General features: G+C 59.3%; 19 protein-coding genes. 14 read left to right on the top strand and 5 right to left on the bottom strand.

The window, feature by feature from the left end:
- Positions 1 to 837: 837 nt before the first annotated feature.
- Both E5K02_RS23200 and E5K02_RS23195 read left to right on the top strand, forming a co-directional pair.
- On the top strand, positions 838 to 1,614 hold the full coding sequence (locus E5K02_RS23200) for a ParA family protein (RefSeq protein WP_135398498.1): 777 nt from the start codon (positions 838 to 840) through the stop codon (positions 1,612 to 1,614).
- Between the two features lie 3 nt (positions 1,615 to 1,617).
- The gene (locus E5K02_RS23195; protein ID WP_135398496.1) at positions 1,618 to 2,181 is read left to right on the top strand and encodes a hypothetical protein; all 564 of its coding nucleotides are present in this window, start codon (positions 1,618 to 1,620) and stop codon (positions 2,179 to 2,181) included.
- Between the two features lie 233 nt (positions 2,182 to 2,414).
- On the opposite strand, the gene E5K02_RS23190 is transcribed toward E5K02_RS23195, so the two are convergent.
- The 4 genes from E5K02_RS23190 to E5K02_RS23175 all read right to left on the bottom strand — a co-directional run bounded on the left by E5K02_RS23190 (position 2,415) and on the right by E5K02_RS23175 (position 4,743).
- Entirely contained in the window at positions 2,415 to 3,377 is a 963-nt protein-coding gene (locus E5K02_RS23190; RefSeq protein ID WP_167856557.1) for a zeta toxin family protein, read from the bottom strand.
- A gap of 17 nt (positions 3,378 to 3,394) precedes the next feature.
- Positions 3,395 to 3,622 carry a hypothetical protein gene (locus E5K02_RS23185; RefSeq protein WP_073112424.1) on the bottom strand — a complete coding sequence of 76 codons (228 nt, stop codon included), beginning with the start codon at positions 3,620 to 3,622 and terminating at the stop codon, positions 3,395 to 3,397.
- A gap of 279 nt (positions 3,623 to 3,901) precedes the next feature.
- On the bottom strand, positions 3,902 to 4,279 hold the full coding sequence (locus E5K02_RS23180) for a hypothetical protein (RefSeq protein ID WP_135398492.1): 378 nt from the start codon (positions 4,277 to 4,279) through the stop codon (positions 3,902 to 3,904).
- 62 nt (positions 4,280 to 4,341) lie between these two features.
- Positions 4,342 to 4,743: a hypothetical protein gene (locus E5K02_RS23175; RefSeq protein ID WP_073112420.1), complete on the bottom strand. Its 402-nt coding sequence runs from the start codon at positions 4,741 to 4,743 to the stop codon at positions 4,342 to 4,344.
- 273 nt (positions 4,744 to 5,016) lie between these two features.
- Here E5K02_RS23175 and E5K02_RS23170 point away from each other — a divergent pair, with 273 nt between their 5' ends.
- The 12 genes from E5K02_RS23170 (at position 5,017) to E5K02_RS23115 (ending at position 13,636) form a co-directional block, all read left to right on the top strand.
- Positions 5,017 to 5,490 (top strand): DUF1905 domain-containing protein, encoded by a 474-nt coding sequence (locus tag E5K02_RS23170; RefSeq protein ID WP_135398490.1) that lies wholly within the window; start codon positions 5,017 to 5,019, stop codon positions 5,488 to 5,490.
- Positions 5,491 to 6,213: 723 nt separating this feature from the next.
- Complete coding sequence (locus E5K02_RS23165) at positions 6,214 to 7,347, top strand: replication initiation protein (protein WP_135398488.1); 1,134 nt, start codon at positions 6,214 to 6,216, stop codon at positions 7,345 to 7,347.
- 216 nt (positions 7,348 to 7,563) lie between these two features.
- Positions 7,564 to 7,839 (top strand): hypothetical protein, encoded by a 276-nt coding sequence (locus E5K02_RS23160; RefSeq protein ID WP_135398486.1) that lies wholly within the window; start codon positions 7,564 to 7,566, stop codon positions 7,837 to 7,839.
- Positions 7,826 to 8,176, top strand: a complete 351-nt coding sequence (locus E5K02_RS23155; protein WP_135398484.1) for an ArsR/SmtB family transcription factor — start codon at positions 7,826 to 7,828, stop codon at positions 8,174 to 8,176. The genes E5K02_RS23160 and E5K02_RS23155 overlap by 14 nt, the downstream gene beginning before the upstream one ends.
- A gap of 29 nt (positions 8,177 to 8,205) precedes the next feature.
- On the top strand, positions 8,206 to 8,673 hold the full coding sequence (locus E5K02_RS23150; RefSeq protein ID WP_135398482.1) for a DUF6428 family protein: 468 nt from the start codon (positions 8,206 to 8,208) through the stop codon (positions 8,671 to 8,673).
- 77 nt (positions 8,674 to 8,750) lie between these two features.
- The gene (locus E5K02_RS23145; protein WP_135398480.1) at positions 8,751 to 9,524 is read left to right on the top strand and encodes a metallophosphoesterase family protein; all 774 of its coding nucleotides are present in this window, start codon (positions 8,751 to 8,753) and stop codon (positions 9,522 to 9,524) included.
- 23 nt (positions 9,525 to 9,547) lie between these two features.
- Positions 9,548 to 9,991 (top strand): DMT family transporter, encoded by a 444-nt coding sequence (locus tag E5K02_RS23140; protein WP_135398478.1) that lies wholly within the window; start codon positions 9,548 to 9,550, stop codon positions 9,989 to 9,991.
- 81 nt (positions 9,992 to 10,072) lie between these two features.
- Entirely contained in the window at positions 10,073 to 10,402 is a 330-nt protein-coding gene (locus tag E5K02_RS23135; RefSeq protein ID WP_135398475.1) for a YnfA family protein, read from the top strand.
- 13 nt (positions 10,403 to 10,415) lie between these two features.
- Entirely contained in the window at positions 10,416 to 10,991 is a 576-nt protein-coding gene (locus E5K02_RS23130; protein ID WP_135398473.1) for a GNAT family N-acetyltransferase, read from the top strand.
- Complete coding sequence (gene arsB / locus E5K02_RS23125; protein WP_135398471.1) at positions 10,978 to 12,087, top strand: ACR3 family arsenite efflux transporter; 1,110 nt, start codon at positions 10,978 to 10,980, stop codon at positions 12,085 to 12,087. The genes E5K02_RS23130 and arsB overlap by 14 nt, the downstream gene beginning before the upstream one ends.
- Before the next feature lie 26 nt (positions 12,088 to 12,113).
- Positions 12,114 to 12,545 (top strand): arsenate reductase ArsC, encoded by a 432-nt coding sequence (locus E5K02_RS23120; protein WP_135398469.1) that lies wholly within the window; start codon positions 12,114 to 12,116, stop codon positions 12,543 to 12,545.
- A 5-nt stretch (positions 12,546 to 12,550) separates the two neighbouring features.
- On the top strand, positions 12,551 to 13,636 hold the full coding sequence (locus E5K02_RS23115; RefSeq protein WP_135398467.1) for an ArsO family NAD(P)H-dependent flavin-containing monooxygenase: 1,086 nt from the start codon (positions 12,551 to 12,553) through the stop codon (positions 13,634 to 13,636).
- Between the two features lie 30 nt (positions 13,637 to 13,666).
- Here E5K02_RS23115 and E5K02_RS23110 read toward each other — a convergent pair whose 3' ends face one another.
- Positions 13,667 to 13,918, bottom strand: a complete 252-nt coding sequence (locus E5K02_RS23110; RefSeq protein WP_135398464.1) for a YidH family protein — start codon at positions 13,916 to 13,918, stop codon at positions 13,667 to 13,669.
- Positions 13,919 to 13,934 lie beyond the last annotated feature (16 nt).

Raw genomic sequence — 13,934 nt, 5'->3', positions numbered from 1 at the left:
AAGAAGTGAACGAATATCATTACGGCTTTGCCTGCCCGATGTTGTCTACGGCCGTGAAATCACCAGCTGCCACTATTGCTAAGACTACCGCTAAGCTACTAGTTAGAATTACTACCCCACAGCCCGGACTGGGGCTCTCCTTCTTTTCTGATGCGCCACCTTCTATTTGATATGTTGCACCAATTGGGCTATTGGGAGAAGAGCCTGCGTGGCCTTTTACTAACCGCTTTTCACCTTTCTGCTAGAAACCCCTTGGTGACGCTGTAATCCCTCTTTAATCATTTACTCACTACTTCACCACTTCGCTACTTTAAACAATCCTCTGATTACATCTATTGCATCAGTATTCGCTACCTCGCTACTTAACTACTTCGCTACCTATAAAAATTAAACATCAAGCTATCATTTAATTTCTTCGCTACCTCGCTACTTGACTACATCGCTACCTATAAACCTAATGGCATTGCAACGTACTATCTGATTATTCACTACCTCACTACTTGGCTACTTCGCTACTTCGCTACTTAAATTGTTAGTTCATTGGCATTTCTTCACTACTTCGCTACCTGACTACTTCGCTACCGACGCTATATCAATGTTCTCATTTTTTCGCTACTTCACCACTTGACTACTTCGCTACCCTTTATCACCATATTTAATTCGCTACTTCACTACATCGCTACTTAAATACTTAGATTTATCGCTACGTCGCTACTTAACTACCTCACCTCATCGCTACTTCGCCACGTAACTACTTCGCCACTTTCTATGTATGTTTGCGCTATCCGCCTGACTGACCACCCGGCGTAAAGTTCTTTAACCCTAACCAGTAAACCCATGCCCAAAATTATCAGCTTTGCCACTCAAAAAGGCGGCTCCGGTAAATCAACCCTGCTACTCGTGCTCGCCGCTCCCCTGGCCACTGAGTATGGGCTAAAGATTGCCGTTCTGGATTGCGACTATCAGCAGAGCATCGTCAAAACCCGTGCTCAGCTGGACGCGCACAACCTAGCTAACCTTCAGAAAACCGACCCGGCGGCTAAGTACCCCTACGATGTATTCCCGCTGGCCCTGGATAAGATTTTCGAGTTCATCGACAATCCCGATAATCAGGATTACGACCTTATCATCATCGACGTACCCGGCCGGGCCGATGGCGACGATGTTTTCAACGCGCTCACGGCCTGCGACGCGGTAATTGTGCCCCTGGTATCGGATTACCTGGACCGGGCCTCTACGGCGGAGTTTATGGGCATTCTGGAAGCTATCAAGCAGTCTGCGGAGGAAGCCCAACTGGATTTTCAATACTTCGGCCTCCCAACCAAGCGCGTTGCCGGCCGGCGGGAAGAAAAGGACATGGATGAGTACATAGACGGGCTGGGCCTCTCGCGCCTCAACTCCTCCCTGGGCCTGCGCACCGCCTACAGCCGGGCCTCGACGCTCTATAGCTTGCTCAACCCTACCTACCGCACCTACGCTGGCGGCAACAAGGACACGGATGCCGAAATACGCCGCGTGTGTGAGGAACTAATAGAACGCCTGGGCTTGCCCCAGCGCAAAGCCGGGAGCCAGATCAGCGAGTCGGCCGATACGTCAACCACTAAAACCAACTAAGCAATGGGTATCGAGAAACCGAAAATCGAGCCTCGGCAGCGTATTCCCGTTTCTGCTGAGCGACGGAATCAGGCCCGGGCAGGCATGGATGGGGAGCTGGTCAAATCAGCCAGTGCCACGGCTGCTGACGCTGCGCCGGCGGTAGCCGACCCTGCAGTAGCCCCACTGGCTCCGGTCGATGCGCCGTTGGCTCCGGAGCCAACGCCGGCTCCCGCAGCGGCTCCTGAGCCTGCAGCTGCATCGACCAGCCAGCCAGCACCGCCTGTTCAGGCGATGGCCACGGTGGCCCCCACACTGCCGGCAGCCGCTCCAATAGCTAGCCCCGCTGCGCGGCCCCGGCGTGGGCGCAAGCCGGCCGCCCCGGATGCCGTGCTGATGGAAACCGAGCGCTCGGTAAAAATCCCGGAAAGCGTCTGGAATGAGATTCGCCTGTCGCTGGTGCTGCTACCCAAAGGGGAGGATAGCCCGGTCAGCATAAAGGCGTACCTGGTCGCCGCCCATCGGCACTACGAAGCGCAGCTGCGCAAGCAGGGCAAGCTACCGGCTAAGCCAGCGGAAAGTAAATAGCGTAATTTGCAGCACTGGTTAGGGGTAAGTCGTCGGTTTGGTCGCCGGCACTTGGCTTCTCCTTTCTGGCGCTGTAGCGCCAACCAAGGGCAGTTCCTACCAGGGCTGCCCTTGTTGTTGGAACAGCAGTAAAAACCTGCTTTCTGAGGCAACGCACCTCCCGACATAGAAGAGTCCCGGCTTGGACAAGCCGGGGCTTTTTGTTGATTCACTTGAGTAGGGGAGGGGAGAGGTCAGCGCTCCTGCTGGTCCTGGCCACGCTCAGTTGCCTGGCTTTGCCCGGCCTCCCGCGCCTGGCCTGGGGCCTGGCGGCGCTGCTGGTCTTTAGCGCTTTCCATCACTTCACTGCCCGACTGCCGATGCACCGCGTCAAGCGTGGTGCTGATGCGCTCTAGCTCCGGGCTTTTCAAGCTGTACTGCACGTTCAGATAGCTAACCCGCTGGCCCTGCTCTGACGCCGCGGCGGGCTGCACGTCGCTTACCTGTGCTCCGCTCATGCGAACGGCCGCTTGTACTGCCTCGGCCTGGCCGCGGGCACCGGGTGCCCGCGCTGCTTCCGTAACCCGGATAGTTGCCTGCTGCATGTCCGCTGCCGGTTGGGCTAAAAACTGGTTAACCCGTTCCATCCGTTGGACATGGGTCACGACACCCTTCACCCACTCCGGCGGCGGTGACTGCAAAGGAGCTATCAGGCCCTTTTCGATGAGCGCACCCGGCTGAAATGGACGACTGGTATTGTCTATCAGCTCGATGCGGTCAAATTCCTTGTAGTTCTGCTTTAGCAGGGAAAGGGACTGGTGGTACCGCTGCTCGATGATGGCCGGGGGCACGTCGTGCCCGCCCTTGGCTACGCGGCTCAGTACCCGGTCCTGGCACTCGCGCACCGACTCCAAGCTGACGTACACCAACTCAACGCGGTAGCCGGCGGCTTTCGCGCCATGAATCAGTTTGTAGTCATTGGTCTGGGCTAAGTTGCTCTCGACCGAGAAAGAAACCCTGCTGTCACGTAGCTCTTTGATGCGCTGGGCGGTCATCGCCTCCACGTCAAAGCCGCTGAGTTGGGGGTTCTGCTGTTTCAGTACGTCGCCGTTCACCTGTTCCACCGATGGACTACGAGCCGCCATTGCGTTGAACAAGGTGCTTTTCCCAGCGCCGTTTGGGCCGGCGAATACATAGAGTACTGGTTGCTGCTCCACCGGCCGCACTTCGCTCACTAGGCCCCTACAGCGTCAAGCAGTAGCCGGCGCGTCTGTGGCTGGGTCAGCGAAACCTCGTACACCTCGCCGGTGGCAGGGTATTCGTGCACGTAGCGGCCTTGCTCGTCCCGGTAGGAGAGGAAGGTGTTCGCGGCGGCGGCCTCAGCGCGCAACTGCTCCCCAATGGATTTCTGAAACTCCGGCGTCGTCAGCTGGGCGAGAAAGTTGGTTACTGGGGAGTTCATGGCAGGAGGCAAAGGGTACACGAATATAACGCAAGCGCCGGTAAAGTAGTGGCATTGTGCCAAAGAAAATGAGCGCAGCAACCGGCCAGCAGGTACTGAAAGAGGGGAGGGGCAGTTGGGGAAAAAGGAAGGGATGCCCCTGCGACTTACCTACTGGTCCCGCTGCTCGTCGCCGGGATGCTCGGGGTACTCCTCGCTGTCTTGGTTGTCGTCCGTCTCCTCCTGGGGAGGGTATTCCGGTATCCAATCCTGCGCGGTGCCGGTAGCGACTTCCGCGGCCTAGCAGTTGGGCACGAGTTGCGCAGGCTGCTGCGGGGGGTGGGGCCGGCGTGGCTCCAACTCGCGGCCGAAGAAATGGCCTAGCGTTACGCCGGGTGCCTGCTTTTGGTACCAGTCGGGCATTTCGTCCGGCTGGCAGATTACGCCCAAGTACCCGTCGGCGTGGAAATACGCCCGCACGACGGCTGGACCAAAGCCGTTCATGTGAATATGAACGCGGGAGCCGATTTCAGGCAGGGCCGAATCTGCCGACCAATCGAGGTTGATTGGCAGGCTCAGGCGGGTTGGATAGCCCAGCCACTGCGGGCAAGGGGTCACGGAATTCAGCCACTGGCAAGAGCTAATCTGGGGCTGCTTCGGCGCGGGGGTGGTATGCATAGCGGTATATTTCCTATTGAGAAAATCAGATTGGGAGCTATCCAGCTGCTGGTGCTATACAGCTAGGCTGCCTGAGCAAGCTGGCTGCCGAAAACGCAGTGGGCGCGGGGGTGCATCTTGTGGGCACGTCGGCTGCCGGGGTGGAAGGGCTGGGTCACGAGGCCGATAAAGCCGGCGGCGTGACAGTAGCCCAACACCTTCACCGTTTCGACCTTCCCGCCTTGGTTGGCGCTCACGTACACCCCAACTGGGGGCACCGGCTGCTGGGCCGACCAATGCAGCCCGCCCGGTAAAGCTTTCAGGCTGGGCACGGCGGTAAACTCGGGCGTGGCCAAGCGCAGTTGGGCCGCTTCCTGGCGGGCCTGCTCAGTTGCGGCCTTCTTGGCGGCGTGGGTGGCGCGCATTTTAGCCAGACGAGCGGCGGGGATGCGGCGGGCGGGGCGGTACAGATTGGTACTTTTCATGGCTAGAAGGGCGTTTTTTACGTTGTTGCTTACACTTATTAAACGTAATAGGCGCATCCTAAGTTGCAAAACATACATTTACAAATGTATGTTTTGCAAGTATTATTCAACCTTTTTTCCCCACTGCCCCTGAGTAGACTAGTGCATGGTGGTATTGGTTTCATTGTGGCTTGGACCAAGAACTGACGGACCGCGGCCAAGTGAAAGATTTTGCCCAATCCTTCATCCTGGTTGTCTGGCAACATTTCCCCCGTTCTGGGGGTCTTGGTAGCTATGAGCTACATCGTGAGAGACCAAGAGTTAGTGCTTCAGCACTGGCCGGGCAAAGGAGCCTGGACTTATCACCTTATCATCCCGAACTCGCGTGATATTCCCGGTACGTGGGGTCACATCAAGGTGTCGGGCACAATAGATGACTACACGGTTGAATCACGGAATTTGGCCCCGCGCAAAAACCAAGACAAAATGCTCTCCGTGAATGCTGCCATCCGCCAGCATTTGGGCAAGCAAGCTGGCGACACGGTGCACGTCACGCTCTATCGCGAGCCTAACCCAGTATTGGTCCGCGAAGCCGAGGTACTAGCTTGCTTAGACGACGCCGGCGTGTTGACGTCGTTTAACGCTTGGAACGCCGAAGACCGACGAGCTTTACTGCACGAGGTGTTTTCTCAGCCGGACGTCACTCGGCAGGAAAAGAAAATCCTGGCCCTGATTGCTATGCTTGACTTGCAGAGTACCACTGGGTGAGTTCACGAGAAGTGTAGCTTCAGCAGGCAGGGTGGCCGCTCATTCAACTTTTGGACTAAAGTTTTAACTAAAGTCCATGGGGTAGTGAATGCCGCACCCGTTCTTGGCTTCATCGGAGAATAGCTAAAACTTGCCCTGTGCGCGGCTTGGCGGCTGGATGGTAGCAGCGCTACTTGAACGGCTGCGGGTTGATTCTGCAGCCTCTTGAGGCACTAATTCAGTCCTTCCCGGCTCGGCTGGTCTTGATTGGCTGTGGGTTAGTAATTGGAGAGGTAATCAGGGAGTATAACAGGGAGTTGCTAATAGCAGAAAAAGGTAATTAAATCTTGAAAAAGTACAAAGCATTTTTATTCGCGTATATGCTTTTTTGGACTGTCTTGTTTTGTTGATTCTCGACTTGTCCACACAGTTTTATACCCTAAATTCTTCTCGTTCTCGCGTAACAAAGTTGTAGGTTATTTTAAGAAGATGGTAAGGTAAACCCTAATAGTAACTAATAAGGAGTAAATCGAATAAACCTGCTTCTTTAAGGTAATAAACCTGCTTCTTTAAGGTGAGTTTGAGTGAATAAACCTGCTTCTTTAAGGTAATAAACCTGCTTCTTTAAGGTAATAAACCTGCGCACTTTTACACAAGCTGGTTTTTTCGCCGTATGTTTCGGCCTGATATCACTGGATGAGGCAAAAGTGTCTCTGGTGGCTGCAACCGTAACCTATCGGCTAGATGTTAGGAAACCGACTACCCCGCGTTACCCTGCCCGTTCCGATGCTGGAACTAGACCTGCAGTACGAGCCCGAAGCGCTGGCGCGGGTCAAGCAGCATTGGGCGGCCACCTTCGCCCACCAGCGCAGAATTTCCGTGTACGGCAAGCGCATTATGGCGCGGGTGATGGAGCAAATCAAGGAAGATGACTTGCAGTTGCGCGACTACTATCAACTGCGGGTTTCCTCCGTAGTCGAGGGCACTGACATTGATACGGACACAGCATATTCCTTCCTGAAAAAAGCTATCTATGAGTTGGCCCACGTCACCTGGGAGTTCGAGAGCCTGGACGGGAGCGAGTGGTACATCCGCCACCTGCTGGATACGACCAAGGAACGGCGCGTAGGCTTCAAGGATGGCATCATTACAATCATTCTCAACCCGCAGCTCGCGCCTTATTTCGTCCAGATTGCCGGTCAGTACTCGACCTACAAGCTGGATGGCTACATGGGCCTGCATAGCTGGTACAGTATGCGGTTCTTTGAGATACTATCCGCGTTTCGGGATACCGGCTGGTGGGAAGTGTCGCTGGAGGAATACCGCCTGCTCATGGACTGCGGCCAGGAACTGGACAAGTACGGCTCCCCAAAAAAGGACCGGAAAGGCAACCCGGTGATGAAGCACGCCGACACCAACGAGTTGATTAAGAAAACGGTGCTGGGTGCCCAAAAGGAGTTAGAAAGAACGCCCTGCGCCTTCGTCTACAATCCTATCCTGGAAGCTAACCGGGCGGGGCGGGGCCGGAAGAAGATTGTGGGCCTGCGCTTCGAGCTGCTGCACAAGCAGTCTACCGTTATCCCGGCCTCGTGGCTGGCCGACGAAATCTTACGCCCGGTTATTGACCGGTTGCGGGAGTTCAAGGTTACCGACCGCAACATTGCGCTTTACCTCAAAGTGATGGAGGTAGTCGAAGCCCGCAAGCTGCTGCGGGAGTGGCAGCTCAAGGAGAATAGCCAGAAGAAGATTGACGACAAGCAGAAGTACTGCAACGCCGTTTTCGTGCGGGTCGGCAAGCAAATCAGCGAGGAGAAGAAGAAGGATGCCCTACTGGCCCGACAGGTGGTGCAAGCCGCGCTGGGGTTTGATAAGAAGTAGCTGGCCCAAAAACCGCTAATCCACGCCTAGTACCGTAGCAGTTGGCTTTATCGGGGCTTTCAAGTAACTCTGCCAGTTGCCCAGGGGAGGGAAGGGCATTACCTGTCAGGGCTACTGTCATAGGGTTTTGCGAGAAAAAACTATAAGACGTAAACATACGTCACTTAATGTCGTATATTTGCGACATACTTCCTGCTTGCTTGGCTACCTGCTGCTATGTCTTCCTCCCCTGATATGCCGGTTCATCCCCTGCTGCGCGTCGTGCTCGAACGGGTGCTGCGCACCGAATGCCTAGTGTTGGAAAGCCTGCGCCTGCAAACCCAGGGCGGCTACAACGGCTTGCCGGGCGGGGGCGACGAGCAGCGGCTCAAAGCAGCTGAGCAGCGCGCCTACCAACGGGCTGAAACCCTGCTTACCCAACTGCTGACGGCGACGGCAGTGCCTTCTATTTCCCCCGAACCGCTTCCCACTTCCTCGCATGACCTACGCTAAAACCGCCGCCTTTACCGAAGAGCAGCAGCACTTGTCCCGCGTGGCCAAGGCCCTGGCCCACCCGGCGCGGGTGGCCATCATTCAGCTGCTGGCCAGCAAGCAGACCTGCATCTCCGGTGACATTGCCGCCGAGCTGCCGCTCTCCCGCACCACGGTTTCCCAGCACCTGCAGGAGCTAAAGGCGCTGGATTTGATTCGGGGCGAGATTGACGGGCTCACGGTCTGCTACTGCCTCAATACGGAGTTGCTGCAACGCGTCCACCAGCAGTTCACCGCCTTTTTCCTCGAAGCCACGAGCGGCGCGACCTGCGGCCCGGACGATGCCTGCGCCTGCTAATTTCTTTTTCCACCTCAATCCAACTGACCATGAAAATCTCCGAAATCAAGCACGCCCTGACCACGGTAGCAGCCATCAATTTCCGCCTGCCCACGGGTGAGCACCTGCCCGCTCACTTCCACGTTACGGAAGTCGGTCTGGTGAGCAAGCACTTCATCGACTGCGGCGGCGTGGAGCGTAAGGAAACGGTAGCCAACTTCCAGCTCTGGGAGGCCGGCGACTACGACCACCGCCTGGCCCCCCAGAAATTCCTGCACATCCTGAACCTGTCGGAAAAGATTCTGGGTAGCGAAGACCTGGACATTGAAGTAGAGTACCAGCAGGCCACTATCGGCAAGTTCGGCCTGACCTTCGACGGCACCGATTTCGTGCTCACGCCCAAGCAAACCGCCTGCCTGGCCCAGGATGCCTGCGGCATTCCCGACGCCCAGCAGATTGCTCTGCCCCAGCTGCAAATGGCCGGTGCAGCCTGCACCCCGGGCGGCGGGTGCTGCTAGGTTGACAGTTCAACGGCGCGGCCCTTGCGGGTGGCGCCGTTTTGCTTTTCCCTTCTTCCATTTCTTCTTCTTTTTCGATGACGATTGCCTTTTTCTCCGACGTGCACGGCAACCTGCCGGCCCTGGAAGCGGTGCTGGCCGATATGGAGCAGCGCCGGCCCGACATGATTTTCTGCCTGGGCGACCTGGTGGGTTACGCGCCCTGGCCCAATGAAGTGGTGAACGAAGTGCGCCGCCGCGGCATCCCCACCCTGGCCGGTAACTACGACCAGGGCATCGGCCTGGCCAGCAGCAACTGCGGCTGCGCCTACAAAACCGACACCGAAAAGGACCTGGGTGCGCAGAGCATTGCCTACACCAACCACATCGTGGGCGAAGCGGAGCGCCGCTACCTGCGCCTACTGCCCAAGCACATGCGCCTGGAGTTTGAGGAAGAGCCGTGCACCCTGAATCTGCTGATGGTGCACGGCTCGCCCCGCAAAATCAACGAGTACCTGTTCGAGGACCGGCCCGAGGCCAGCTTCCTGCGGGTGCTGCAGGAGGCCAACGCCGACATCATGCTCTTCGGCCACACGCACAAGCCCTACCACCGCACCTTCGCCTACGAGGTGGAAGGCGAAACCCGCTACCGCCACGCCCTCAACATCGGCTCGGTGGGCAAGCCCAAGGACGGCGACCCGCGCGCCGCCTACCAGTTGCTGCACCTCGATAAAAACACCACGCTCATCGACCCGGGCAGCGTGCACTCCGAGCTTATTCGGGTGGAATACGACGTGGAGAAAGCTGCGCAGGCCGTGGAGGCCTCGCCGCTGCCCAACGAGTACGCCGACATGCTGCGCAAGGCCTACTAAGGCCCCACCGGCTCCGTGCTGCTATGAAATACCTTCCCTTCCTTGTGCTGGTGCTGGCCGGCGCGGCCCTGACCACGCAGTCGGCTGTGAACAGCCAGTTGCGCGGGGGCCTGCACAGCGTCATGTGGGCCGTGCTGGCGTCTTACCTGGTGGGCACGCTGGCCGCCGCTGCGGTGCTGGTCAGCACCCAGACACAGCTGCCCCCGCTGGCGGCGGTGCAGGGCGTGCGCTGGTACCAGTGGACGGGCGGAGCCCTGGGCATGGTCTACATCGCGGCCATCACTTTCTCGCTGCAACGGGTGGGCGCGGCTTCGCTCTTCGCTCTGGTCGTGACCGGGCAGTTGCTCACCGCTTTGCTCTTCGACCAGTTGGGGCTGCTGGGGCTAACGCGCAGCCCGTTGACTCTGAGCCGGCTGGTCGGGGCGCTGCTGCTCGTGGCCGGGGCCTATCTGCTCAACCGCCGCTAAAGCCCCTTTAATTCAACCGTCTCGTGGCTAATTGGCGCTATTTTCTGTCACCTGGCGACCGTGTCACTTGTTCTTTTCTTCATGCGCTTTCTTACCCCGCTCGGCTTGTATGTCCTGGCTGGCCTCTGTGAAATCGGGGGTGGCTACTTGCTCTGGAAATGGCTTAAAGCCGACCGCCCCCTGTGGACCGGCGTGCTCGGGGCCGTGCTGCTGGTAGCCTACGGCTGGGTGGCTACCTGGCAGACCACCTCGTTTGGCAAAACCTACGCCGTGTACGGCGGCGTGTTCGTGGTCATGTCCATTGCCTGGGGCTGGTACTTTGATGGCTTCCGGCCCGACCGATTTGACATTATCGGCGGGTTAGTTTGCGGTGCCGGCATCGCCATTATCCTGTTCTGGCCACGCGCCTAACGCCTGTGCTATCATGCTAAATATCCTCCCCATGACCGCTGCGCACTGGCCCGCCGTGCGCCGCATTTACGAAGAAGGCGTGGCCACGGGCCAGGCCACCTTTCAAACCGAAGCCCCCACCTGGGCCGAGTGGGACTACGGCCACCTGCCCCATAGCCGCCTGGTGGCGGTGGACGGCGGCTACGCCCGCAGTGGCCGGGTCCTAGGTTGGACAGCCCTCTCGCCCGTATCGAGCCGCGGCGTGTACGGCGGCGTGGCCGAAGTGAGCGTGTACGTGGCGGCCGAAGCCCGGGGGCGGGGCGTGGGCCGGCAGCTGCTGGCCGCGCTCATCACGGAGTCCGAGGCGTACGGCCTCTGGACCCTGCAAGCCAGCATTTTCCCCGAAAACACCACCAGCATCAGCATTCACCTGGGGGCGGGCTTCCGCGAGGTGGGCCGGCGTGAGCGGATTGGCCAGCAGCACGGCCTCTGGCGCGACACGCTGCTGCTGGAGCGGCGTAGCTCCGTGGTGGGCATGCCCGCGCCCCGGCCGGCCCCATCCTTACCCGATTCCATCCCTGAACCAACCACCACCCATGTCAACGCCTAATCACTCGACTTCCCTCGCGGCCCCGGCCCCCGCCGCCCTGGCCGAAAAGAAACTCTCCGGCCTGGACCGGGGCCTCACGCTCTGGATATTCCTGGCCATGGGCGTGGGCGTGGGCGTGGGCTACTTCGTGCCGAGCATCAACGAGGCCGTGAACTACTTCTCGGTGGGCACGGTGAACGTACCGCTGGCTATCGGGCTGATTCTGATGATGTACCCGCCGCTGGCCAAAGTCAAGTACGAAGAGTTGCCCAAAGTCTTTAAAAACACCCGCATTATCGGCCTCTCGCTCTTCCTGAACTGGATTGTGGGGCCATTGCTGATGTTCTTTCTGGCTATCTGGCTGCTGCCTGATAAGCCTGAGTACATGATGGGCCTGATTCTCATCGGCATTGCCCGCTGCATTGCCATGGTGCTGGTCTGGAACGACTTGGCCGACGGCTCCCGCGAGTACGCGGCCGGGCTGGTGGCCCTGAATTCCATCTTTCAGGTGCTGTTTTATTCAGTGCTGGCCTGGCTGTTTATCACGGTGCTGCCGCCCTACTTCGGGCTGAAAGGCTATGCCGTGAACATTGGCATCTGGGACATTGCCCAGAGCGTGCTCATCTACCTGGGCATTCCCTTTGCCGCCGGCTTCCTCTCGCGCACCATACTGCGCCGATTGAAAGGCAACGAGTGGTATGATACCGTCTTCATTCCGGCCATCAGCCCGATTACGCTCGTGGCGCTCTTGCTCACCATCGTGGTGATGTTCAGCCTCAAGGGCGAAACCATTGTGCAGGTGCCGCTGGACGTGCTGCGCATTGCGTTACCGCTCGCCATCTACTTCGGGGTGATGTTCGTGCTCAGCTTCGCGGCCGGCAAGTGGCTTGGAGCCGACTACGCCGAGAATGCCTCCATTGCCTTCACGGCCACCGGCAACAACTTCGAACTGGCCATTGCCGTGGCCATCGGCGTGTTCGGCCTGAACTCGGGCCAGGCCTTCGCCGGCGTGATTGGGCCGCTGATTGAGGTACCGGCCCTGATTGCGCTGGTCAACCTGGCCTTCTGGTTCCGCCGTCGCTGGTACGGCGGCAAAGCGGTAGCCACACAAGCCTAAGTCTGACATCACAACTCCCTACCCATATGTCTGATAAGAAGAACATCCTGGTGCTGTGCACCGGCAACTCCTGCCGCAGCCAGTTGCTGCATGGCTACCTGCAGCAGGAACTGGGCGACACGGCCGCCGTGTACAGCGCCGGCGTGGAAGTCCACGGACTCAACCCCCGGGCCATGCGCGTGATGACGGAAGACGGCGTGGACATTTCGCACCACACCAGCAACCACGTTGATGAATATGCGGCCGTGTCGTTTGACTACGTGCTGACCGTGTGCGACCACGCCAACGAGGTGTGCCCGGTGTTCCCCTCCACGGCCCAAAAGCTGCACCACAACTTTCCCGACCCGGCCAAGGCGACGGGCAGTGAGGAGGAAATCATGGCGCAGTTCCGGGCCGTGCGTGACCAGGTGAAAGCGTACGCCCACGACTTCGTGCAGGCGCAGTTCCAAACCGTATAACGCCCATGAACGCTGCCCCACTGCCCGCTTCTGCCGACTTCACCACCGACGTATTAGTCATCGGGGCCAGCCAGAGCGGGCTGGCCGTGGGCTACTACCTGCGGCGGGCGGGCCTCGTCTACGCACTGTTGGACGACCAAGGGCAACCGGGCGGGGCGTGGCCCCACGGCTGGGATTCGCTGCGGCTTTTCTCGCCGGCCGACGCCAGTTCGCTACCCGGCTGGCTGATGCCACGCCCGGCCGACAACGGCTTCCCTGCCCGCGACGCGGTGGTTGACTACCTGACGCAGTACGAGCAGCGCTATGAACTGCCGGTGCACCGGCCCGTGCGTGTGGAGGCCGTGCGCCGGTCGGGCAAGGGCTTCGCCGTGCAGACTGATGGCGGGACTTGGCAGACCGGGGCGGTGGTGTGCGCCACCGGCAGTTGGCGCAACCCTTTCGTACCGACGTATCCGGGGCAAGCCGACTTCGGCGGGGTGCAGTTGCACTCGGCCCACTACTACGACGCTACGCCCTTTGCCGGGCAGCGGGTGCTGGTGGTGGGCGGCGGCAATTCCGGCGCGCAACTGCTGGCCGAAGTGTCGCAGGTTGCCCGCACAACCTGGGTGACGGAGAAAGAGCCGCGCTTTCTGCCCGACGACGTGGATGGCCGGGTGCTGTTTACGCAGGCGACCCAGCGCTACCATGCGGGCCAGGAAACTGCGCCACCGCCCACGCTCGGCGATGTGGTGATGGTGGACTCGGTAAAGGAGGCCCGCCGCCGGGGCGTGCTGAGCAGCGTGCGGCCCTTTGTACGATTCACCCGCACGGGCGTAGTCTGGGCCGATGGCCGGGAAGAAGCCGTGGACGCGGTACTCTGGTGCACCGGCTTCCGGCCGGCGCTAGCCTTTCTGGCGGCCCTAGGCGTGCTGCAGCCCGATGGGCGGGTGGCCACGACCGGCACACAGGCCACCGCGCTACCGGGCCTGTGGCTGGTAGGCTACGGCAGCTGGACCGGCTTTGCGTCGGCTACGCTGATTGGCGTAGGCCGCTCGGCCCGAGCCACGGTGGACGAAATCAAGTTATTTCTAGTCTACAACAAAAGTGCTTAGGGAGTATTTCGCTTCCTACTCCAATGCCTACTACAGGCGGCACTTTTCAATCTCGCGCTGCCGCATGCGAAACCGTACCCAGCCGATGACGAGCAGCAATGCGGCCAAGCCCACGGCCCAGTAGCCCAGCGAGCCGGCCCGCACGGGGTGCAGCTGAATCAGGGCCAAGCCGAAACCGAGCATGGCCAGGCTGGTGCGCACGTACGTCAGAAAAGTGCGCTCGTTGGCCATGCGGGTGCGAGCGGCGGCCAGGCCCTGCTGATCATAAGCGGTAGGGGGCATCAGGAGAAAGAAAGGG

Source organism: Hymenobacter metallicola (assembly GCF_004745645.1).
Classification (GTDB): domain Bacteria; phylum Bacteroidota; class Bacteroidia; order Cytophagales; family Hymenobacteraceae; genus Hymenobacter; species Hymenobacter metallicola.
The sequence above is the reverse complement of the archived record's forward strand: the minus strand, read 5'-3'. Positions and strand labels throughout refer to the sequence as shown.